The following is a 21,736-nucleotide window of genomic DNA, read 5'->3' as shown; positions in this document are numbered from 1 at the left end:
TTGACCTTCACAACACCATACAGGGCCTGATTGGTTTGAGCTTCAGTACCTCACCAAAGCTGAGTCATGTCGCTACTATCTGGGGGATGTATGTCCGTGCCGGGATGAGGGGATCGGGACTATCATCAGGGCTAATGGAGGCTGCGCAGAAAGCTGCAAGCTCAGTAAGAACTATAAAGCTTTCCGTCGTCACAACGAATCATGCCGCGTATGCACTCTATCTGTCGTACGGTTTCACTAACTGGGCCACTGATACTGCTGCGCTTTACGCTAAGGGTATTTTCATGACGAATATCTTATGAGACGAGATTCGGAAAACGACTCATACATTCAATGAAATGACATCCTGTTTGGGTTTCCACTACTATGTTGCTTAACTTAACCTGGTGAGATTGATCTGCTTCCAGTTAATTCTCACACAATGCTTATAATCGTACCCGATGTTCGCTCTTTGCAGACACTATGTACATCAGAAATTGCCTGCATCGGCAGTTAAGATGCAGGCGTACTGTTGTAGTCATTCAGACGTCCGCCATGATCATTTGAGGATAAGCAGAATGCTCCTTGAAAAGCTCAGATTACTTGAGTGCAGCCTTCATGGTGACAGGCGAAACGATCGGGAGTGGCTTGAGCTGATTCTTCATCCTGCGTTCCGGGAAATCACCCGATCAGGTGTAATGGTCAACCGATCAGAGACCATTACGGCGCTGCTGAGTGAGAAGGATGCACCCTTTATTCTCAGCAGCGATTTCCGGCTCACGGAGATGGGCTGCGATAGCGCGCTGCTTCACTATCGGACGTTTTGCGCTGATGGCAGCCATCCTTCATTACGTTCCTCTTACAGGATTTGTTCAGATGAAGGCCAGTGGATGCTGTTTTTTCACCAGGGAACGCCAGCGGCAGGCACAGAGGTTCACGGGTGAGCTGCATACTCAGGGCTGAGGACATGTGTTTATGCGGACGGTTATAGTTGTGCCATACGATGATAAATGGCCTGAGATGTTTGAAGCGGAAAGGTTACTGATAAAGACACTGCTCGGTGGTGTGGCTAAAGATATCCATCACATTGGCAGCACATCCGTGACTGGTCTCTCAGCAAAACCCATTATCGACATATTGCTGGAAGTCTCCGACATCCATGAACTGGATAGATACAATAGTGCAATGGCCCACGCCGGTTATGTTATCCGCGGTGAGAATGGGATGTCAGGGCGCAGATATTTCATTAAGGGTGGCGAACAGCGAAGTCATCAGGTGCATGCATTTGCTAGTGGCGATATGCAGGTACCAAGACATCTTGTTTTCCGCGATTACTTACGAAAAAACACTCACATCGCAGGGATGTATGCTGAGCTGAAACACTCGGCAGCACGACTCAGCAGGAACGATGCTCATCGCTACAGCGCGCTCAAGGCAAACTTTATAGCACATCATTTACGTCTGGCCCAGGCTGAGTCAGAACGATAAGGAATGAGTTCATTGCAGGATGTCATGTCCCCTTTTATCCTTCAGCAGACTTCACCCTGCTGGTATCTCCGCTTTATGCCGGAATCGCACTGCGCCAGCCGTAAACTTAATTGAGATTTTTCGCCGTAAATGCTGGAGTCCACGGCTGAGTTGTCATCGCTGAAAATCGTGAAATTTTATTAAATGGGGTAACTATTCTTCGACTGTGTAGTTATCCGCTTCAGGAGAATAACCCCGATAAACGCATGCCAGCTTATGCCCGTCAGGATCGCGCAGATAGGCAACATAAAAGTCGGGGCCGTATAAGGTTCGTGTGCCTGGAGCGCCTTCATTCTCTCCACCCGCAAGAAGGCCGGCTGCATGAAAGCGTCTGACAAGCTCCGCGTTATCTGCACTGAATGCGAACATGGTTCCGTTTCCAGCCGTCGCGGTATGTCCATCAAAGGGAGGGCAAATACAAAAGCTGAACCCCTTATCCGGATTATTGTCATCTCCCCACATTGCCCAGCCCTCTGTCCAGGCTGGCTGTCGCGAATAGCCGAGGACGTTAAAAATAGCGTCATAAAAGTCCTCGGATCGCTGAAGGTCATTTGTACCCATCGTGATATACGTCAGCATTTGATTACAACCTCTCGCCGTTTGTCTCAACAGATACTATACCGTTCACAGCAGCAATGAATATTTACCTGACACGCCACTTTCCGCTTTAAATCAGAGCACCGGCTATCAAAAGCACCTTATTAATGGCGGCAGCTGGCATGCCCTCTGTTGTTCAATAAGTGACTTTGCTGACGGTAACGTTCTCTGCTGTAGAACCACAACTGAAGTCCGCTTCCCGATCAAAACAAACGTAACCGCTGGCATCATGCTCCAGGCATATCAGCCCGCGGTGTGAACACAGATATTCAGCCACATTTTCCCTTTCCAGACCTGACAACATCAGCGCCGAGGCGTCTTCTTAACATTCTGATACGTCTGTTCTGAGGGAAAAATCACAGGAAATTTAATAAACCGCCGGACGCTGCCGATAACCTCAGGTATCGAAACTTCGTACGCAGGAAACAGCATCCATGTCACCATTCGACACCCATAGTAAGCAGCAGGAAATTACCGAGATTACGGCACGTGCTGGCTACATCCTGCGGCAGCTTCGCGACAGTCTGCAACAGCTGGGCCTTGATAAAACCATTGCCGATGTGGCGGGAAGTATCCCGAACGCCCGTGAAAGGCTGGGTTATGTGGTTACAATGACCCGTGAAGCCGCAGAGGGCGTCATCAACAGCGTAGAGATCACGCAGCCTCTGCAAACCGAACTGGGCGAAAAAGCGGAGAAGCTCACACAACGCTGGGATGCCGCTTCCGGGAATCCGTCGGACAAAGAACAGGCTCAGGCACTAGCTGTGGATACCGCGGCCTTGCTGGATGAGGTCCCTCGTATCACGGTTCTGACACAACAGCAGTTGCACGCAATTATGATGTCACAGGGCTTCCAGGATCTCACCGGACAGATAGTTCAGGCGATGATGGCCGTGCTGAATCAGGCTGAGCAGCAGCTGATACAGGTTATCCGTGATAACACCGGCTCACATGGCACGGCCAGTGCGCCGTCTAAACCCGCCGCCCCATCAGAAACCCCTGCCAGTCAGGATGATGTAGACGACCTGCTGGCCAGCCTGGGAATGTAAACCGAATGAAAGAAACCCGGATAGCACTGACAATAAATATCAGGGTAATCCGGCGTTCTTACTGAAAACAGATGAGTTACTAAGCGTCCGCTCGTAGCGCCCGCCTGTTTTCGTAACCCGTTAAGATGCCGACACCCGTCGGCTGCAGGGGCAGACCTGACTGCGACCATCTCACCCCATGGCCTTCGCGGAATAGCACTGCACCTGAATACCCTTTTGCATTGTTCCACACCCGTCATCTGCATTCGTTCAACCCTCCTGTGTCATCCTGTTCCTGCCTTCAGCTCAGCCTGCGTTGAGATGTCATACCGACCAGGTGGACTGCCAGAATATTTACCTAACAAATGTTAGGTAGGCATTGACGTGGGTCGATCTTGCAGCTAAGGTTTATCTACCTAACGATTGTTAGGCAACTCAGCCACCAACCCACAGGATCGACCATGACCGCTAAACTTCAGCTTTTCACCTCGCCTTCGGCCTTTCCGAACCCACAGCGCCTGCGTCTGTTCATGCATGAAAAGGGCATCGCTGATCAGTTTGCCGAGACCATCTATGACATGTCTCCTGGAGGAGAACAGCGTGGCTGGCGTCATTTGAATATGAACCCGTGGGGCGAGACGCCTACCCTTCAACTGGCTGACGGTAGTTATATTTCCGAAACGGCTGCTATCGTTCGTTATCTTGATCAGGAATATCCGGGGCGCAGGATTATGGGGGAGACCGCGCTGGAACAGGGTCTGGATAATATGTGGGATAACCGGGTGTGGGTGCATATCCTGTACCGCATCGTTACCGCATTCCACGTGTTGCACACCGGGCTCGGCTTCAAGCTGGAACTGACCAAAAATGAGGCCTGGGGCGAACACTGCCGTAAGGAAGCGTTGTCTCATGCCGCTCTGGTCAATAGTCATCTGTCAGACGGTCGCGAATGGCTGCTCGGCGGCGATGCTCCGACCTTCTCAGACATTACGCTGGCAACCGCGATCGCTTTCTCGAAATTCCCGGTCAATGCCACCCCACTGGACGAGCGTTTTGAGTTCTTAGATGCGTACTGGCAGCGCTGGACTAAACGTCCCGCTTTCCAGGCAGCCTACGCCGATGGCAATAGCGGCATTCCTGAGCTGGATTCGCCAGCCCGGTAATCCGCTCTTACTGGAAATGCTGGTACACCGGGATCGTTATCTGCTGACTTTCCCGGTGAGCACGGTTTTCCGGAAAGCGTCGGCTGTCGATGTCGCTTGCTGAATCTTAATGGAGCGAACATCTGCCTGAGCATCCTGGACGCATTGAACTCACTGCGCTTACTGACAATCTGCCTGTCACCCGGTAAGCGTTTGCTGTAAATTAGCGTTCCCAGTTTAAGAGATTATCCCAATACCAAAGGCATCAAGATGAGCGTCAACGCCAGGGAAGCCATTTTGTTGGCGGCCAAAAAAATTGCCCAATCCCAGGGTTACAATGGTCTGAATTTCCGCGACCTCGCCCAGGAAGTGGGTATTAAAGCGGCGAGTATTTATTACCATTTTCCAGGCAAGGCCGCTCTGGGCACTGCGGTTGCCAGACGATACTGGGAGGACGGTACGCTCGCGCTGGAAATAATCGAATCAGAAAGCCCCTCTCCGATTGATGCTCTGCATCGCTTTCCTGAAATATTTCGAAGATCGCTGGAGGCCGACAATCGTCTCTGCCTGGGCAGTTTTATGGGTGCGGAAAAAGATACCTTACCCCCTGAGATGAGCGAAGAGATTCAGAAGTTTGCTGATGTCAACATTGCATGGCTGAACAGGCTTCTGGTGGCGGCAAAGGTGTGCGAATCAGAGGAGAGTGAATCCAGAGCACGTGCAATTTTTACGGCCATTGCCGGTGCCCAGCTTATTGCCAGAAGTCGCTCCGATATCTCGCTTTTCGATTCACTGGTGGATTCATATCGCGCCTTCGGACCTCTGCCGGCATAGCCGCTTTCAACAACTCACTTCAGCTGACATCCAGCTTGCTGAATGCGCGCCAATGCGAAGCGGCGGCCGGTAGCGCCTGTACTTTTCCACTCAGGATTCTCGCCTTTGGCTCAATGCGCGACCGGCAAGAGCAAATGTATTACGCCGTGTCGCATCATCACCTGCGCTGAAGGGGTGAAGCTTCGGATCAGGAAAGCATTTATTTCAGCGATTCCGCCAGTGTGATAATCCACAACTCACTGTCTGACTCCGGTTTCTTCAGCGGCTTCAGCCCGATGGTCGTGGCAACCGGCTTGTCATCCACCGTAAGCGCCCCCTGCTCCGTCACCCGATAATCCTTACGCTTCTTACCTTCAACCGGATTCTGCATCACCGCTTTCACGCCAAAGTCATTGTCATTAGTGACCGCGAGCGTTTTATTGTCGATCAGCGCCAGCCCTTCGGCTTTCTCCTGCTGCCAGCCCAGCTGACGTAAATCAACCACCAGCTTTTTAGCGGCGAACTTTATGCCGCGTTTCAGCAGCGTTTCCTCGTCGTCAGACTCGGGAAATTCACCTGGCTTATCATATGCTGAAAGCTCGGTAGCGGGGCTGAGATCCACCTTATAAACAAGGTTGCGCATCACATCGTTTTTGTCGGTGCCCTGTTCGATCAGCAGGATATGCTGATTGTCGATCGCCACGATATCGCCAATTTTTGCGTCACTGTTTTTACTGTAAGCCTCGCTGTCGATCGGATATCCATACATTGCGGTTTTCCCGGTCACAGGATCGAAACTCACCAGGCGGGTAAAGCGCGCCTGCTTTTTACTTTTACCGTCGATATCCAGTGTGCTCTGTACCGCGGCGATGATACGCCCATCGGGCATGCGGGTGATCCCCTCAAAGCCACGGTTTGGCTGACGCCATTTGAGTATGTTCGGCAGACCGCCCGCGATGGATTTCTCCCCTTCGGCGGCCTGCGGCCCGTGAATCGCCAGGATTTTACCGCGCTCATCTACGTTAATCAGGAACGGACCATACTCATCGCACAGCCAGTATCCGCCCTTGCCATCCGGCGTAATGCCTTCCGTATCCAGACCACGGTTATCGCCCTGCAGCGCTTTCAGCGTATCGCTTAGCGCGACCTCATTGGTTGATCCGATGACGCCATCCTGCAACGGCAATCCGTTAACGTTGCCCTTGTCGTCATGCAACGGTCGGGCATCTGTGGCCTCGGCTTTGCCGTTCTGCACCTGAATATTCATCAGCAGCGGGGCGAAGTCCGGCGTGACGAAAATTTTTGCCTCTTTCTTTCCCACATCAGGCGAGTCGGCATTGGGTCCGCGATCGGTGACGGTAACAAAGGTCAGCGTATCCCCCTGCTTACCGGTAAACAGCAAACCAGAGCCGATACCCACCGGCAGACCCTGAGGAAATGCGGTGGCGAAGGCACCGTTGTAACTCACGCGCGTTCCTTCGGGGAAACTGACGATGTAACGTTCGACATTTGGCTGTGCCGCTAGCGTTGATAAAGAGAGTGCGCAACTGATAACCAGAGAAATCGCTTTTATTTTCATATTTTTATATCCGTTAAGGAAAGAAACGAGCCTAGAGAATAAAAATGACAGAAAAATGAAATCACCGGGAAACATTGAAGGTGAAACGAGTGATTATTCTCCCGTGAGGTAAGCGGGATGAAACTGTCTGTTCAGACAATACGGTCCGTATCAGGACATCAGTAAACTGAGGGGCTTCTGGTTAACGATGCTCACGATCATAACAATGCGACAGATCGCGCAGCGTTCACTCCCCGCCTTTGATTTACGCTGTTATATCCCGGAAAAGATGTTTACATTTGTTCAGCAAAATTATCTGCCGCTCATCAAAGCGCCATCACAGGGAAGAACCGTGGTTAACGTCATCATTAAAGTCATACCGCAAACAGAGGCAGGGAAAATATGAGGGAGATTACGGCCGATAAGATAACCGGGATGCCATCACGAACGGCAGCATATCTTTGCCGTCAAATCGGGCATCTGGTCAAAACAGGAAGCCTGAGCCCGGAGACCTGCCAGCGCATCTTTGCTTTCTGTGGTATCAGACCCTCAGATGCGCAGTGGCGTCAGTTTCTTATCCCGGTACTTTGCTTTCTGGGATTACTGTCACTGGTTGCAGGTGCGGTGTTTTTTATTGCCTGGAACTGGGCCTGGATGCCGAAGATGGCGAAATTTGCCCTGGCCGAACTGCTGATCGTCGCGCTGGCGGTAGTGGTCTGGTGGCGCTGGCACAGCACGCTGGCACGCAGCGCATTGCTGGCAGCAGGATTAAGTTTCGGTGCGCTGTTTGCGCTTTACGGGCAGATTTATCAAACGGGTGCGGATAGCTGGGAGCTATTCCGGGCATGGTTATACGTTCTTCTGCCGCTGGCGCTGATTGCCCGGCAAAACAGCCTGTGGTTTTGCAGCTGGCTGGTCGCTAATCTGGCGTTCCAGCTCTATTACACCGCCACGTTGCCCATGTCACTGCTGGACCTTGCCGTGACTGACAGCTTCTTCTGGCTCCCGACGACAGTGCTGCACGGCTATCTGGCGCTGCTGGCAGCCTGCCTGATTATCAGGGAAGTTCTGGCCTGGCAGGCAATAACGCATCACCCTCAGAGCTGGCTGGCAAGCCGCTGGTTCTCACGCGTCATGGCCGGATTTTTACTGCTGCTACTGACCGCCATCGTGGCCGGAAATATCTCTGACGGGCACGGTGCTAACCATTTTACGTTAGTGACGGGCGGCTGGGTGGTCACCCTGCTGGCAGGCTATTACCTGTACCGTTATCGCCATGTGGATCTCTGCATGCTGACGCTGGGCATCGCCAGCCTGACGGTTGTGGGCTGCGCGCTGATCATGCAGCTATTTCTGGTGGCCTATGTTACGGCTGACCTGTACCTGACCGGCGTCCTGATGATTTTCTGGGTAGCGGCAAATGGTTCGATCCTGCTGAAGTGGCAGCGCAAACTGGCTGAAAAGGGACCGCTCGATCTGGCTCCGGCCAGGCTGACCTTACTGACAGACGGCCTTCGTCAGCAGGGCCTGCTGAGCGACGCACAGATACGGGAGATTCAGCAACGCGGTCACGCGTCGGACCTGCCCTGGTATCTGAGGCTGGCGCTGAGCGTCGGAGGCTGGGTCGCCGCGATCATTACTCTGTTACTGATGGCGCTGGTGCTCTATTCCACCGACCTGCTCGATGACCAGAATGCTGTCACCCTTATCCTGCCTTCACTGGTCCTCGCCGTGATTGCCCGCGGCCTGTTACGCAGCGATCGTGACGGTAAGTATCACCTCGGGCTGGCATGGGCCATTGCGGCGACGTGCGGTCTGGTTTTCGGCGTTGTGTTACAAATCCAGAGCAATGACGTCAGCTTTATGATGCTGAGCTCACTGTGCGCATTACCGATTCTTACAGCGATGGCGGTGGCGATGCCTGACCGCACTTACCGCTTTATGGCCATCACTGCCCTGACTTTTTTTCTGGTGCTGGCGGGCTATTTACTTTCCCTGCTCTATCTGTCGCCAACGGCAGGCCGCATTGCTGTTTCCCTGCTGGTGGCTGCGGTAATGTTTTTATGGCTGTGGATTGTCAGCCATCAGCTGGAATTACTGGCAGGATCCTATGCTGACGCCGTACATCCGCTACTGTATGGCATCCCGTCGGGTCTGATGCTGCTGAGTTTCCTCGGAATAAACGCGGCGGTTCTCATGGATTTCTTCTTGTCTTCTGCGCAGTTTTCAATGCTTCAGTCTGCGACAGGCACCGGTATTGCGGCAGGTGTAGTGCTGAGTACGCTCAGTCAGAAAAGAAGCGGTCAGCCGCTGTTTTCTATAATCACACTGCCCGCCGCCGTTATCTGCGGGGCTGCCGCCCTTTACGCCCCAGGTATCGGGCTGGGCTTATGGTTGATTCTGATGGCGCGTTATCTGGGAAGTCCGGGATTGCTGGTGGTCAGTAACGGGTTCCTGGTGCTCTATGTCATTGGCTGGTATTACTTCCTGGAAGTGATACTGCTGCATAAAGCGCTGTTGCTGCTGGCTGGCGGTCTGGTTTTGCTGGGGCTGGCGTGGGTCGTCACAAAATTGTTACCCGCACAAACCGGAGGTGCGAGTGAGAATGCGTAAAAAGAGCCGACGGCTGGCAGGCGCGGTGATAGCGCTGGCGCTGGTGACCGTTAATGTCAGCATCTGGCAAAAAGAGCAGTTGCTTAAACAGGGCGCAGTCATGATTTTACCTCTTGCGCCGGTTGACCCGCGCTCCCTGATGCAGGGTGATTACATGGCCCTGAATTATGCCCTCACCCGGCCGCTGGAGCAGACACTGTATCAACAGGCGGTGGCCTGCGGCGCGACCCGGTCATCGCCATGCCTGCCCACCAGCAGGACCCTGATTGTGGATCTCGATGCGCAGCGTCATGCAACTCAGGCCCGGTTTGATCAGGGTGAGCCGCTACAGACGAATCAGCTACGGGTGAAATACCATCAACACTCCGGATCGCTGACCGTCGGCACCAACGCTTATTTCTTTCAGGAAGGTCATGGCGAGCGTTTCGCGCAGGCACGCTACGGGGCATTCCGCGTGGGGAACGATGGCACAGCTCTCCTGACAGATCTGCTTAATGAGCAGGGAAAGGTGATTCAGCCTTAGCTATGCAAGCCGCAAGCTGATGTGCACAGATCAGACTGACAGCCGGACTAAATATTCTTACTGAAAGGATTTCTGTAGCAGCGCATCACGATGCCTTCGCAGGTCTGCGGCCATCGGATTAATCAGGTAGCCTGAAAAGTCAGTCAGAAATATCCTTAGCGACAAACAGATTTAAATGGCAAAAGGTCTGATATGGAATCGATGAATCTGCACAACATTTACCGTTCTGCAAATGAGAATACCGTTGCGATGTGGAGGGAAAATGCAGGCATTGGCGATATCAGGCAAGGTAACTACTACGATCCGGTAAAACTCGCTCTCGCAACAGGCATACAGCCGTCTGTGTCCTCTGATGTCTCACGTCTGCTGCGTGAACTGCAGCAACTCACTCGAGATGATCCGCTTGCCGATGTTCTGCCAGCAGACGGTTTTCATTTTACCTTCTTACCTCTGACCCTGCCGCTCTATCACGAAAACGCGCCGTTGCCCGAAAAAGTGGATCAGCTGACGGCTATCTGGACCGGATTTGAGGCGAAGAAAATCGTTATCAGGGATCTCCGGCTCGTTGCGTTGCCCGGTCAGTTGTTGCTCGCAGGGATCCCTGAACGTCCTGCCGTAGCCATGCGTCAGTCATTCTGCGAAAAGGTGCTCAACTCTGACTGGAAAAATGAGCTGATGATGCGTCATTCGGGCAGCCCATTACCGCCCCCCTTCTGGCACAGCACCCTGCTGCGCTACAACGCGGCTTTTTTACCCGCAACCTTACGTCACTATTTTCTGGAACGTCAGGCCGTTGATTTTGGGGAGGTCGCCGGAGAACTGACGCTGGCAAAGATCAACTACAACTGGACAAAATGTTACCCGTTACGCGTTAACTGAAGCGATGCGATTCCCTGTCAGAAACGATTTTTGGCCTGCATCTGTGTAAGCTTACTTATAGCCGCATACGTTCAGGTCCGTTTTTCTCTTAAACCTTCCGTCAGCAGACTAAATCAGGATCTTTTCGTTTACCTGGCTGTTCCCGTAAACTACAGGACGCAGGTTTTAATTCATGAACACGCAAAGAGGATGATAAAGCCTGCCAGGCAGAGCCGTTCCATGACTGTCTGTGAATACTCCTCGATTTTGTTCTCGCAACCAGGGCCGACGGCTCAGGAAAATATCCGCTTCTCACACCAGGAAATAACATGCTTTTGGCAAATGTGCGTTTTACTGAAATCCTGACTCAATCGTCATTCCTGGCATGAGTCGTCAGCTATTTATTTCTCTGGATGGCCCCAAGGGAGCCGGTAAAACCACGCTGCTGGAGGCCATTACGCAAGTGCTGAGGGCAGACAACATGAAAGTGATCCGACTCAGCGAAAAAAAGAGCGATCCTTTCAGGGCGGAATCCATGGCTCTGGTTAACCGGCTAGCCAGAGATCCCTCGGCAGATCTGGAATGGGAAATCTGTCAGCGCTTTGCTGTCAGCCGCGCCTGGATTTCACAGAACGTACTGGCTAAACAGCCCCAGGACAGCGTTATCCTGATGGATCGCTGGTATCCATCGGATGCCGCGTTTCGCCGGATGGTTTCTTTTGCAGAGATTCTGCAGCTAAACCGTGAGCACAACGTCCGCGCGCCCGATCTGCATGTCGGGGTGGTCACTGCGCCCGAGGTTTCCTGGGAAAGAGCCGCAGCACGATCGCGTGGCCTGGGAAGTACAGTAATTCATCGGCTGGAAGAACATATCGCCTGCACCCGCGCGTTTGAGCAGGAAGCTGCGAATAACGGCTGGTTTTTATGCCGCAATGAAGGGAGCATTGAAGAGGCAACGAAGCAGGTGGTGGCTGAAATTAACAGTGTGCTTTGTCGCTCCTGAATAGCAAAACATAAAACTCTGTGGGCGCGTTATCCTCTTTCCTCCGCAAATCCGCGCGCATTGGGTTGTGCAGAAAAAAACCCTTTATTTTACTTGTCTGAAATCAAGATTAGTCAGATTACCGCTGGCACAGGCATCCCGCTTTCCCCTATAAAATTGCTTTATTTTTCATATAAGGCACAGGGAATTGCGCTACGCATCAATACCATTCAATCATAACCAACCGGGCTGGCCTGCGGGTGAGCACAGTTTTTCGCCACAGCCAGCGTTGCAGGGCGATATCACTGCAGACTGGGTCATCGTCGGGGCAGGATTTGCAGGTGTCGCCTTTGCGCGCCGTCTCGCGGAAATCAATCCCAACCTGAAAATCATCATCGTCGAAGCTCATAGCACACAGCAAAGCGCATCGGCACGTAATTCCGGCTTCGTTATCGGCCTGCCGCATAATATTGGCAGTTCAACTGCCGAATTAAAGAAGGCAAACGCATACCGGAATTTGCTTCAGGAAGGCATTCGTCAGCTGGAGCAGGTTATTTCTCAGCATCATCTTAAGTGCGACTGGGAACGGGTCGGCAAATATCACTGTCAGGCTGAACCTGGTAATGACGCTATTTTAAAGGAGTATGCCAGCCATCTCGATCTGATGAACGAGCCGTGGCAGATGTCAGACAGCGAGGAGCTGTACCAGAAACTCGGTACGCACTTTTACAGCAAAGGAATTTATACACCGGGCTGCGTGCTGGTTAATCCGGCGCAGCTGATTGCCGGCATGAACGCGTGTTTACCTGAGAATGTTCAGCGCTTCGATAACACACCCGTGCTGGGGATCCGTTACGGCAGCATGGCTGAAGTGCTGACACCTTTTGGGGTGATCAAAACGCCAAAAGTGATGCTGGCTACCAATGCACTATCGCCGGAGCTGCGTCCGGGGCTTTCGCGTCAGGCTGCCATGGCTACCTTCGCCAGCATCACCGATCCGCTGACGGACGAACAGCTGGCTACCCTGCCCCCGATGCAGAGCTGGGGACTCACGCCGGTTAACGCCATTGCCGGAGCGACCTTCCGTTTTACCTCAGATCGCCGTTTCCTGATTCGCCAGCATGTCATACCCGCGCTCAGAGGCCAGGTGAACGCGGCCCGGACTTATGAGGCGACCCGGCTGCATGAGCACTTATTTAAGAAAGTCTATCCGACGCTGGGCAGTGTGAAGATCACCCACACCTGGTCTGGCACCATCAGCGTCACGCGTAACGGCGCGCCGGAATGGGGTATGCTGAACAAGTTTCTCTGCACGGCAGGCGGCTGTAACGGCGCAGGCATTTCAAAGCAGACCGTGGCAGGCACGCTGCTGGCGGATTTCATGATGAAACAGGATAACCCGCATATTGCAGATATGCTGTCGCTGGGCAAACCCAATGTCATGCCCCCCTCGCCAGCACTGGATATCGGCATTGCCCTGTCGCTGATGAAAGAGCGATATCTGGGCCGTAAGGAAGTTTGATTTTTATACAAACGGGCCTGAACAGACCGCTTACGAGGATATTTATTCAGGCCCGCCTTTTCGTCATACGGTGGAAGACCTGCAGCATCATCAGGCTATTAACTGGATTAATAGCAGCAGCCGACAATTTATGCCCTGGACATTCACTATTCCCGGAGGTATCGCTGAAATCAGCCCACCGGGTAAACTTGTTGTCGATAACTCAAAAGCTTACGTTGCTGCAGGCCTTGCCGGCCTGGGAATCAGTCAGGGAATGAATGTCTTCCTGCAACCCTATATTGACCGCGGGCTGTTAACAAAGGTGTTACCTGACAATCCTTCTCCTGAACGCAAATTGTCGCTTCTTTATCCGCATCGTCACCTCTCCCATAAAGTGCGTGTCTTTACCGAGTGGCTTGAAAGCCTGTTGTGAGAACTCACTTAAGGGAAAACGGCTGAAGTGTTTAGCAAACTGATACGCTGACCACAAAAGTGGCAGCCGAGGATAGTAATCACAGGTTTAAGCACAAGCCTCCTCATACTGAGGGGATTGTCAAATTCACTACTTTTAATCTGGCAGACCTGTACGCATTGATTTTGCAAAAGAGAATAAACAGGCACTGACGCTATTTTCTCTATAAGTTCCGGTTAACATCCACATCCACATCCATGGCAGCTATCCAATCGTTAAGCAACGCGACCCTGTCAGGTTTGAAATCGCGCTTTCTTAAACGAACCGGCGTGATCTTCGTCACAAATTAACTACATAAACCGCACAAAGTGTAGCAAAAAGTTCATTTTTACTTAACATTGTCAGGGGGTGAAAATGAGCCTCTCGTAAAACAATCAGGTTTTTAACGATATTAAACAGATGTTTTAAAGCAGTTATTTACATGATCACGGTCATCAACTCCTTAACTCAGAATTGCTGGCATATAACTTTTATTAACGCTTACTGATTACTTCAGAAAGAACTTTATTGGCTTATTTCCGCAAGGTTATGGAATACCTTTATGCCACGATTTAATGTCAGTCAGCCCGTATTGCCCCGCGCCGCGTTCATACTGCTATTCTCACTTTATATCGCTGTTTTCCTTAATTTCGCTTTTTACAAACAGGCTTGGTCACTTATCGCGCCGGACGGGATGAGCAGTATGCTGTTTTTCCTTTCCATGCCGATTGTCGCTTTTAGTGTGATAAATAGTGTCGTGACGCTGGCCTCCTTTTTCTGGCTGGACAGGATAACCATTGCGCTGTTTATCATTGTCGCTGCCATAGCCCAGTACTTTATTCAGCACTATGGTATCGTTCTTGATCGTTCAATGATTACCAATATGGTGGACACCACACCCGCTGAAAGCCTGGCACTGCTGACGCCGAAGATGATATTACTAATATTCTTTACCGGCTTCTTTATGGCCGCACTCGCCTTCTGGCCTGCTTTTAAAAAGTCGGTACCGGTGTGGAAGGGATTACTTCAGCGCGGGTTAAGCCTGGTTATTTCAGTTGCATTAATAGCGCTGATAGCGATGTTTTTTTATAAAGACTATGCATCACTGATTCGCAATAACCACCAGCTGTTGAAATCCCTGAGTCCTTCTAATTTTATTGCGGCCTCGCTCTCTTACTATAATCATCGCGAGCGGGCGAATCTTCCTCTGGTGAAAATAGGTGAAGATGCCCATCAACGCCCCCAGATGCTCAACGGCCCGAAAAAGAACCTGACGATTCTGGTCGTAGGCGAAACGTCCCGCGCCGCTAATTTTTCTCTGGGCGGTTACCCACGCTCCACCAACCCTTTGCTGGCAGAAGAAGACGTTGTCTACTTCCCTGACGTCGCATCCTGTGGCACCTCTACGGCAGTCTCTGTCCCCTGCATGTTCTCAAATATGCCGCGCAGACACTACGATGATGCGCTGGCCAGTCATCAGGAGGGATTACTGGATATTATTCAGCGAGCTGGCCTGAGCGTTTTGTGGCATGAGAACGATGCAGGATGTAAAGGTGCCTGCGACCGGGTGCCTAATCAGGATATGACAGCGCTCAATCTTCCGGGAATGTGCATCAAAGGCGAGTGCTATGACGAGGTGCTTTTCCATGGCCTGGAGACCTATATCAACCAGCTTCAGAGTAATAGCGTTATTGTGTTGCATACGATTGGCAGCCACGGCCCAACCTACAATCACCGTTATCCGCCGGCTTTTCGCAAATTTACACCCACCTGTGAGACGAAACAGATTCAGGAGTGCTCTCAGGAGCAACTGATTAATACGTACGACAATACCATTCTCTATGCGGACTATATTGTCGATAAAGCGATTGAATTACTCAAAGCCCATCAGAAGAAGTTTACAACCAGTCTGGTTTATCTGTCAGATCATGGTGAGTCACTGGGCGAGAAAGGCGTCTATCTGCATGGCCTGCCCTATGCTATCGCACCTGAATTTCAGACCCGCGTGCCGCTGCTAATCTGGCTGTCACCCGATTACCAGCAGCGTTATGCCGTTGACTATACATGCCTGAACCGGCTGGCGACTTCGCAAAAATATTCTCAGGATAATCTTTTTTCAACCATGCTGGGCATGACCGGCGTTCAGACCCGCGAATATGTCGCCGCAGACGATATACTGGCGACATGCCGCAATACGCCCGCAGAAAAATAAGAGTGATAAAGCCTCTGATGGGGGCTTTTATCTGGCTGGATGCTATCGGTAAAACTGTACATCGCTCAGGTAAAATAACTTATTTGATCCAGTAATTTATTCCTGAAAATAATCGATATTTACAGTTCACGTGTCAGCGCATCGAGATTATCAGCAAGCATATCCAGCAGGGCGCTGACATAAAGATTATTGTTTCCCTGATGCCACATCGCACTGAGCGGCCTTAATGCCCTTAAATTTCTCGATGATCATGACAGTTACAGCTATTTTCACGCGCTGGATGATCTGCTGATAACCGGTCCTACGTTAACAAACGTCAACGATATCCGGGCAATCCTGATTGCGTGAGCGTGTCGCTCTCCCGCGTACCGGGGGAGCGACGTTTTATCCGTTAACGCAGATCACTGCCCTGGCCATTCACGAACGGGCTGGCTAAGGGGCCGACTCATTTCAGTTATACATTCAAAAAACACAGACTGACCGTCTGGTGCATGCTTTGGCCTGGCTACCCCTCTTCCAGGCCAAAACGTGCATTAACGGCCTGGCGGCAGATAAATCCCTGCTGATGAAAGTTAAAGTAGCGTGACTTTGCCCTGGAAAATCACCGGCCCGGACGGCCCGCTGAGTTTGGAACCACCCACCGGTTCCAGACTTACCGCCAGTATGGTCTTATTATCCAGCTCCCCGGAAGGCAACTTAAAGGCGTTACTGTCACGGTGATCGATCAGTCCCAGTGATTGTGGCGGAGCACTGCCCTTAATCAGCCACAGCTGTAAGTTTTTATTTTCTGGCAGCGTGACGTTCAGTGCAGAAACCTGAATTAATGACGCGCGCTTGTCCAGACTCACCACAAACTGTACATCAGGCTGTGCGCCGCTGAGTACCGCGATCGGCTGCAGCGCGTGTGTCGCATCAGGCTTCGTCACCCAGCTAAATACGAGGATGCCGGTCATTGCCGCGGCGAGGCCCCAGCCGAGCCAGAATCCGGGAGGCTGCTGTTTGCGTTTATTGCCGGGGATGCCAGGTTTCCGCTCAAGATTCTGCGCAATCTGCTGCCAGAGTGCAGAAGGTGGGGCGACCTCCTGAGTCGTCAGGTCAATGCCACTGAACGCGCTCTGCCAGCGCACCACCTCAGCGGCAAAGGCTGCATCGTCATTAAAGCGTTTATCCAGCCGTTGCCGGGTGTCAGCGTCCGTTAGCCCAAGCACATATTCCGCGGCAGTGAGATCATCGTTTTCCTGACCAGTCATAAGCCTATGCACTCCCGAAGATGGGTTAACGCGCGACGGATCCAGCTTTTTACCGTGCCTTCGGGCTGGCTCATGGAGAGTGCGATCTCACTCTGTGACAGACCACGATAATAGGCGAGCGAAAGGCTTTGTCGCTGTTCTGACGGTAACTGCGCCATACAGTGCTGAAGGCGACGCGCCTCAGCAGGACTGTCGTCAGAGGGACGTGAACGCTCAAAACCCGCTTCCGCTTCGCTGATTTCCTCTATCGAACAGCATCTGTTCTCGTGTTTACGCAGAAAATCGATCGCTCTGTTTCTTGCAATGTGACTGAGCCAGATGAGCGGTTCACTGCGCTTGTGGTCGTAGTAGTTTGCCGACTGCCAGATTTGAATAAAGGTGTCGTGGAGGATCTCTTCTGCCCAGTCGCGCCGTCTGACCATACGCAGAATAATGCCGTAAAGCCGGGGTGAGAGGACGTGATAGAGCTGCGCCAGCGCAGATTTATCGCCGCAGGCAATCTGGTTCATTAAGTCAGCCTGAATATGAGGCACAGTTTTTGTCATCGGCTTCCCTGTTAAAGGTGTAGCCACAGTATCAGTGGCTACACACAGTATAGGTAACGCTTTACGGCATCAGCACGGTATCGATAACGTCAATGACGCCGTTACTCTGATTCACATCATAAGTGGTAATGTTAGCGACATTGCCCTGAGCATCTTTAAGCTGAATGTTGTGCGGGCCGTTTGCCATCACCCACAGCGATGCGCCATTTACCGTTTTCAGCTCCGCTTTGCCTCCACCCGCTTTGATTTTTTTCTCCAGCGCTTTCATGTCCAGTTTTCCTGCGACCACGTGATAGGTCAGAACGCTGGTGAGCTTCTGTTTGTTCTCTGGCTTAAGCAGAGAGTCGACCGCGCCCTGCGGCAATTTTGCAAAGGCGGCATTGGTCGGCGCAAAAACGGTAAATGGCCCCTTCCCTTCGAGCGTCGGAACCAGACCGGCGGCTTTAACAGCCGCGACCAGCGTGGTGTGATCTTTCGAGTTAACAGCATTCTCAACAATATTTTTTGACGGGTACATGGCAGCGCCACCGACCATGACCGTATCGCTGTCCATGGATGCCGCATAGGTGGCACCGCTGAAAACTAATGCAGAAAAAAGCAGAGTTGGCAGGAATGGTTTCATTTTCACTTCCCTCATTGAGTTTGCAGACAGGGCCGATGTGCCCTTATCTGTTAATACGAATGAGTGAAGAAAACGGATGCAAAAATTTTTAATTATTTTCTTCCGGCATCCGTTTACGGCACGAACAGATTATTTTTGTTGTGGCGGAATGCGGGCAATCACCTTGATTTCAAAATCAAATCCCGCCAGCCAGGTGACCCCTACCGCTGTCCAGTTAGGGTAAGGCGGCTGCGGAAAAATGGACTGCTTCACCTGCATAATGGTTTCAAACTGGTTCTCCGGATCGGTGTGGAACGTGGTGACATCGACCAGGTTGTCAAAAGTGCAGCCTGCCGCAGCGAGCGTCGCCGCCAGATTTTCAAACGCCCGTTCAACCTGAGCAGCAAAATCGGGCTCGGGCGTGCCGTCAGCACGGCTGCCCACCTGACCGGAGACAAACAGTAGATCGCCTGAGCGGATGGCAGCAGAATAACCATGCTGCTCATACAGGGCATGACGGTTAGCGGGGAAAACAGGTTCGCGCATAATCATAGTGGTTCCTTTCATAGCGTCTGTCGGGAAAGCAGGATGCGGCGTACACAGGATTGATTTAATATACGCGGCGTATGTCACATTAATCACGCATACGCCGCGTATGTCAAATAATATACGAGACGTATGTGAAAGGAGAGCTTATGACCGTTAAACGTCGCGCTGAGACAATGGAAGAGAACCGTGCAAAGCTGATTGCAGCAGCGCGCACCGCATTTGCTGAAAAAGGGTTTGCGGCGGCATCTATGGATGAACTGACGGCCAGCGTGGGCCTGACCCGTGGTGCGCTTTACCATAATTTCGGCGATAAAAAGGGGCTGCTGGCGGCGGTCGTGGCTCAGGTTGATGGTGAGATGGCGCAGCGGGCTAAAGCAGCCGCATCCGGCGTGGCAGATGGGTGGGAAAAGCTGGTGGCAGAAGGCGTCGCCTATATTCAGTTAGCTATGGAGGCCGAAGTGCAGCGTATTGTGCTGCGCGATGGCCCGGCATTTCTGGGTGATCCCGCGCAATGGCCCAGCCAGAACAGCTGTCTGGAAGCCACGCGCGAAACGATTATGAAGCTGACCGAAAGCGGAACGATCAAGTCGGTAGACGCCGATGCCGCCGCGCATCTGCTGAATAGCGCAGCGCTGAATGCCGCCCTCTGGGTCGGCTCCAGCAGTGACCCGGAAAAGGCACTGCCGAAGATGATCGAGGTGTTCACCCAGCTGGCGGGCGGCCTGCGCCAGAGTGATTAATCCTGAACATGGCTTCAAACGATAGCTATCAGTGCTGAAGCCAGATTGCATGATCCCGGTTATTCTAGCCAGCATTGCGCTCAAAGTGGCTGTTCACAAAGGCACGACAGCGCGGCGAGATCGGATCGAGGAACACCTGTTCCGGCGAACCCGACTCCTCAATCATCCCCTGATGCAGAAACACCGCCTTGTTGGACACGTCACGCGCAAAGCCCATTTCATGGGTCACGATAATCATGGTGCGCCCTTCTTCTGCCAGACTGCGGATCACCCGCAGTACTTCACCCACCAGCTCTGGATCCAGCGCAGAGGTCGGTTCATCAAACAGGATCGCTTTCGGCTGCTGCGCCAGCGCCCGGGCAATCGCCACGCGCTGCTGCTGTCCGCCTGACAGCTGCGACGGCCAGGCGTCGCGTTTTGCGTAAAGCCCCACTTTATGCAGCAGCGATTCGGCTTCTTCAATCGCCTCTTTATGGCTGCGCTTCTGCACATGAACCGGCGCTTCAATGATGTTCTGCATCACCGTTTTATGCGGCCACAGATTGAAGCTCTGAAACACAAAGCCAAGCTGCATACGCATCAGCTTGATGCGACGGCGCTGCTCACGACTCAGTTTTTCGTCGGCGTTATCCAGCGTGACGTTTACCTCGCCGACCGCAATTTCACCCGCCTGCGGCACTTCAAGAAACGGGATGCAGCGTAGCAGCGTACTTTTTCCTGAACCGCTGGCACCAATCAGTGATATCACATCGCCATCCTGCGCGGTCAGGCTAATGTCGTGCAGCACTTCGTGTCCCGCATAACTCTTTCTGAGATGACTCAGCATGATAGTAGGTGCGGTCATGATCGTGCTCCGAAATAGTAAGGTGATAAGCGTCGTTCCAGCATCGATACGCCTTTGCTGACCAGCATGGTCAGAATCAGGTAGATCACCGCCGCGCTCAGGAACACTTCCAGCGCCCGGAACGTGGAGGAGACAATTGAGTCGGCAATGCCGGTCATTTCCATCAGGCTGATGGTGCTGACCAGTGACGTCGCTTTAATCATCGAGATAATTTCATTGCTGTAAGCCGGCAGCGCCTGACGAATCGCAATCGGTAAGGTGATGCGGGTAAAGATCTTGTATGACGACATGCCCGAGACCTTAGCCGCCTCCAGCGACTGCTGGCTGACGGCACGCAGCCCGCCGCGCAGAATCTCTGAGGTGTAAGCCGCATCGTTAAGGATCAGCGCCAGCAAGCCGCACCAGTAGGGATCGCGCAGCAGCGGCCAGAACAGGCTTTCGCGCACTGCCGGTAAACTGCCGAGGCCGTAATAGACCATAAAAATCTGGATCAGCAATGGCGTACCGCGAAACAGCCAGACGTAGAAACGGCAGAACAGGCTGCCGACACGCGTCATGCGCAGCAGGTTAAGCAGCAATGCCAGCATGCCGCCCCCCAGCAGCGAGAGCAGCGCCAGATTGATCGTCAACGGCAATCCTTTCAGCAGCGCCAGCAGCGTCTGCTGTAAAAACAACATATCCACGTGGACTCCTTATCCCCTCACGCGCTGTTGACCGCGCATCGCAAACTTTTCCACGTAGCGGAAAACCATATCGGAACAGGTGGTGATAATCAGGTAGATCACCGCACCCACGCTGTAGAAGAAAAAGGACATCTGGGTAGAGTTGGCTGCGGTCGAGACCTGGTTCATGGTTTCCACCAGCCCGGTGACCGAGACCAGCGCCGACTCTTTGATCACCGATTGCCACTGGTTGCCCATGCCTGGCAGCGCGGTGCGTAACGCCTGTGGTACGATGATGCGGCGAAACATCATCAGCCGTCCCATGCCAGTCACGGTCGCCGCTTCCAGCGTACCGCCCGGAATGGCGTAGAACGCGCCGCGAAATACGCCGCTCTGATAGGCACCGGAGATCAGCCCGATGGCGATCGCGCCCGCCACAAAACCGTTCACATCGAACGGTCCCTGTAGGCCCAGCGCGGTGCCTACCGTGGAGACCACCTGACGTCCACCGAAGTAGAAGAGGTAGATCACCAGCAGTTCCGGCACGCCGCGAAACAGCGTGATGTAGCCTGCCGCCAGCCGCTGCTGCCAGCGCGAACCGGCAATCTGCATCCAGCAGAGCACGCTGCCCAACAGGGCACCCAGCAGCCAGGCGCAGAGCGACACGCTGACCGTGACGGCGGCGGCGTTAAGCAGCACGCCTCCCCAGCCCTCATCACCGAAGCCCAGTATCTGCCAGTCAATATTCATCAGCATCAGCA

Annotated in this window: 20 protein-coding genes and 3 pseudogenes; 13 read left to right on the top strand and 10 right to left on the bottom strand. The window is 52.7% G+C overall.

Annotation, left to right across the window (positions count from 1 at the left end):
• Positions 1-954 precede the first annotated feature (954 nt).
• A complete protein-coding gene (locus FA92_RS20205) occupies positions 955-1,467 on the top strand; it encodes a GrpB family protein (protein ID WP_033784921.1) in 513 nt (170 codons plus the stop codon).
• Between the two features lie 192 nt (positions 1,468-1,659).
• Here FA92_RS20205 and FA92_RS20200 read toward each other — a convergent pair whose 3' ends face one another.
• The gene (locus tag FA92_RS20200; RefSeq protein WP_033784920.1) at positions 1,660-2,085 is read right to left on the bottom strand and encodes a VOC family protein; all 426 of its coding nucleotides are present in this window, start codon (positions 2,083-2,085) and stop codon (positions 1,660-1,662) included.
• Positions 2,086-2,537: 452 nt separating this feature from the next.
• Here FA92_RS20200 and FA92_RS20195 point away from each other — a divergent pair, with 452 nt between their 5' ends.
• From FA92_RS20195 to FA92_RS20185, 3 genes are all read left to right on the top strand, one after another.
• Complete coding sequence (locus FA92_RS20195; protein ID WP_033784919.1) at positions 2,538-3,152, top strand: protein phosphatase CheZ; 615 nt, start codon at positions 2,538-2,540, stop codon at positions 3,150-3,152.
• A gap of 440 nt (positions 3,153-3,592) precedes the next feature.
• Positions 3,593-4,294, top strand: coding sequence for a glutathione S-transferase N-terminal domain-containing protein (locus FA92_RS20190; RefSeq protein ID WP_033784918.1), 702 nt, complete (start codon positions 3,593-3,595; stop codon positions 4,292-4,294).
• A 249-nt stretch (positions 4,295-4,543) separates the two neighbouring features.
• Positions 4,544-5,107 (top strand): TetR/AcrR family transcriptional regulator, encoded by a 564-nt coding sequence (locus FA92_RS20185; RefSeq protein ID WP_033784917.1) that lies wholly within the window; start codon positions 4,544-4,546, stop codon positions 5,105-5,107.
• A 199-nt stretch (positions 5,108-5,306) separates the two neighbouring features.
• On the opposite strand, the gene FA92_RS20180 is transcribed toward FA92_RS20185, so the two are convergent.
• Positions 5,307-6,665: an esterase-like activity of phytase family protein gene (locus FA92_RS20180; RefSeq protein WP_033784916.1), complete on the bottom strand. Its 1,359-nt coding sequence runs from the start codon at positions 6,663-6,665 to the stop codon at positions 5,307-5,309.
• 381 nt (positions 6,666-7,046) lie between these two features.
• Here FA92_RS20180 and FA92_RS20170 point away from each other — a divergent pair, with 381 nt between their 5' ends.
• The 7 genes and pseudogenes from FA92_RS20170 (at position 7,047) to eptA (ending at position 15,784) form a co-directional block, all read left to right on the top strand.
• The gene (locus FA92_RS20170; protein ID WP_033784914.1) at positions 7,047-9,257 is read left to right on the top strand and encodes a DUF2157 domain-containing protein; all 2,211 of its coding nucleotides are present in this window, start codon (positions 7,047-7,049) and stop codon (positions 9,255-9,257) included.
• Positions 9,250-9,780 carry a GDYXXLXY domain-containing protein gene (locus FA92_RS20165; RefSeq protein ID WP_081917216.1) on the top strand — a complete coding sequence of 177 codons (531 nt, stop codon included), beginning with the start codon at positions 9,250-9,252 and terminating at the stop codon, positions 9,778-9,780. Before FA92_RS20170 ends, FA92_RS20165 begins: the two co-directional genes overlap by 8 nt.
• 192 nt (positions 9,781-9,972) lie before the next feature.
• Positions 9,973-10,659, top strand: coding sequence for a hypothetical protein (locus FA92_RS20160; protein ID WP_033784911.1), 687 nt, complete (start codon positions 9,973-9,975; stop codon positions 10,657-10,659).
• 364 nt (positions 10,660-11,023) lie between these two features.
• Positions 11,024-11,641: a dTMP kinase gene (locus FA92_RS20155; protein ID WP_033784910.1), complete on the top strand. Its 618-nt coding sequence runs from the start codon at positions 11,024-11,026 to the stop codon at positions 11,639-11,641.
• Between the two features lie 187 nt (positions 11,642-11,828).
• Positions 11,829-13,142 carry an FAD-binding oxidoreductase gene (locus FA92_RS20150; RefSeq protein ID WP_033784909.1) on the top strand — a complete coding sequence of 438 codons (1,314 nt, stop codon included), beginning with the start codon at positions 11,829-11,831 and terminating at the stop codon, positions 13,140-13,142.
• Between the two features lie 67 nt (positions 13,143-13,209).
• Positions 13,210-13,554, top strand: a pseudogene (locus FA92_RS20145) (LysR substrate-binding domain-containing protein); the annotation flags it as partial.
• Positions 13,555-14,134: 580 nt separating this feature from the next.
• Complete coding sequence (gene eptA / locus FA92_RS20140) at positions 14,135-15,784, top strand: phosphoethanolamine transferase EptA (RefSeq protein ID WP_033784908.1); 1,650 nt, start codon at positions 14,135-14,137, stop codon at positions 15,782-15,784.
• Positions 15,785-15,903: 119 nt separating this feature from the next.
• Here the strand turns inward: eptA and FA92_RS23685 are convergent.
• A pseudogene (locus FA92_RS23685) lies at positions 15,904-16,026 on the bottom strand (hypothetical protein); the annotation flags it as partial.
• On the opposite strand from FA92_RS23685, the pseudogene FA92_RS22860 reads away from it, so the two are divergent.
• Positions 15,998-16,132 (top strand): annotated as a pseudogene (locus FA92_RS22860) (MOFRL family protein); the annotation flags it as partial. The pseudogenes FA92_RS23685 and FA92_RS22860 sit on opposite strands and share 29 nt — an antisense overlap.
• Positions 16,133-16,356: 224 nt before the next feature.
• Here the strand turns inward: FA92_RS22860 and FA92_RS20135 are convergent.
• The 4 genes from FA92_RS20135 to FA92_RS20120 form a co-directional block, all read right to left on the bottom strand.
• On the bottom strand, positions 16,357-17,034 hold the full coding sequence (locus tag FA92_RS20135) for an anti-sigma factor (RefSeq protein WP_033784907.1): 678 nt from the start codon (positions 17,032-17,034) through the stop codon (positions 16,357-16,359).
• Positions 17,031-17,579: a sigma-70 family RNA polymerase sigma factor gene (locus FA92_RS20130; protein WP_013196003.1), complete on the bottom strand. Its 549-nt coding sequence runs from the start codon at positions 17,577-17,579 to the stop codon at positions 17,031-17,033. Before FA92_RS20130 ends, FA92_RS20135 begins: the two co-directional genes overlap by 4 nt.
• A 61-nt stretch (positions 17,580-17,640) precedes the next feature.
• Positions 17,641-18,201, bottom strand: a complete 561-nt coding sequence (locus FA92_RS20125) for a fasciclin domain-containing protein (protein WP_033784905.1) — start codon at positions 18,199-18,201, stop codon at positions 17,641-17,643.
• 129 nt (positions 18,202-18,330) lie between these two features.
• The gene (locus tag FA92_RS20120) at positions 18,331-18,732 is read right to left on the bottom strand and encodes a RidA family protein (protein WP_033784903.1); all 402 of its coding nucleotides are present in this window, start codon (positions 18,730-18,732) and stop codon (positions 18,331-18,333) included.
• Positions 18,733-18,875: 143 nt separating this feature from the next.
• Here FA92_RS20120 and FA92_RS20115 point away from each other — a divergent pair, with 143 nt between their 5' ends.
• A complete protein-coding gene (locus tag FA92_RS20115; protein WP_033784902.1) occupies positions 18,876-19,469 on the top strand; it encodes a TetR/AcrR family transcriptional regulator in 594 nt (197 codons plus the stop codon).
• 64 nt (positions 19,470-19,533) lie between these two features.
• Here FA92_RS20115 and FA92_RS20110 read toward each other — a convergent pair whose 3' ends face one another.
• The 3 genes from FA92_RS20110 to FA92_RS20100 are packed head-to-tail and all read right to left on the bottom strand — an operon-like array spanning position 19,534 to position 21,731.
• The gene (locus FA92_RS20110) at positions 19,534-20,313 is read right to left on the bottom strand and encodes an ATP-binding cassette domain-containing protein (protein WP_033784901.1); all 780 of its coding nucleotides are present in this window, start codon (positions 20,311-20,313) and stop codon (positions 19,534-19,536) included.
• Complete coding sequence (locus FA92_RS20105) at positions 20,310-20,996, bottom strand: ABC transporter permease subunit (protein ID WP_033784900.1); 687 nt, start codon at positions 20,994-20,996, stop codon at positions 20,310-20,312. The genes FA92_RS20110 and FA92_RS20105 overlap by 4 nt, the downstream gene beginning before the upstream one ends.
• A gap of 9 nt (positions 20,997-21,005) precedes the next feature.
• Positions 21,006-21,731, bottom strand: coding sequence for an ABC transporter permease subunit (locus FA92_RS20100; protein ID WP_197061520.1), 726 nt, complete (start codon positions 21,729-21,731; stop codon positions 21,006-21,008).
• Positions 21,732-21,736 lie beyond the last annotated feature (5 nt).

The sequence above is a fragment of the Pantoea sp. 9140 genome, assembly GCF_000745295.1.
In the GTDB taxonomy this organism is placed as follows: domain Bacteria; phylum Pseudomonadota; class Gammaproteobacteria; order Enterobacterales; family Enterobacteriaceae; genus Pantoea; species Pantoea vagans.
Note: the sequence above shows the minus strand (reverse complement) of the source record. Positions and strands in the feature narration are given on the sequence as shown.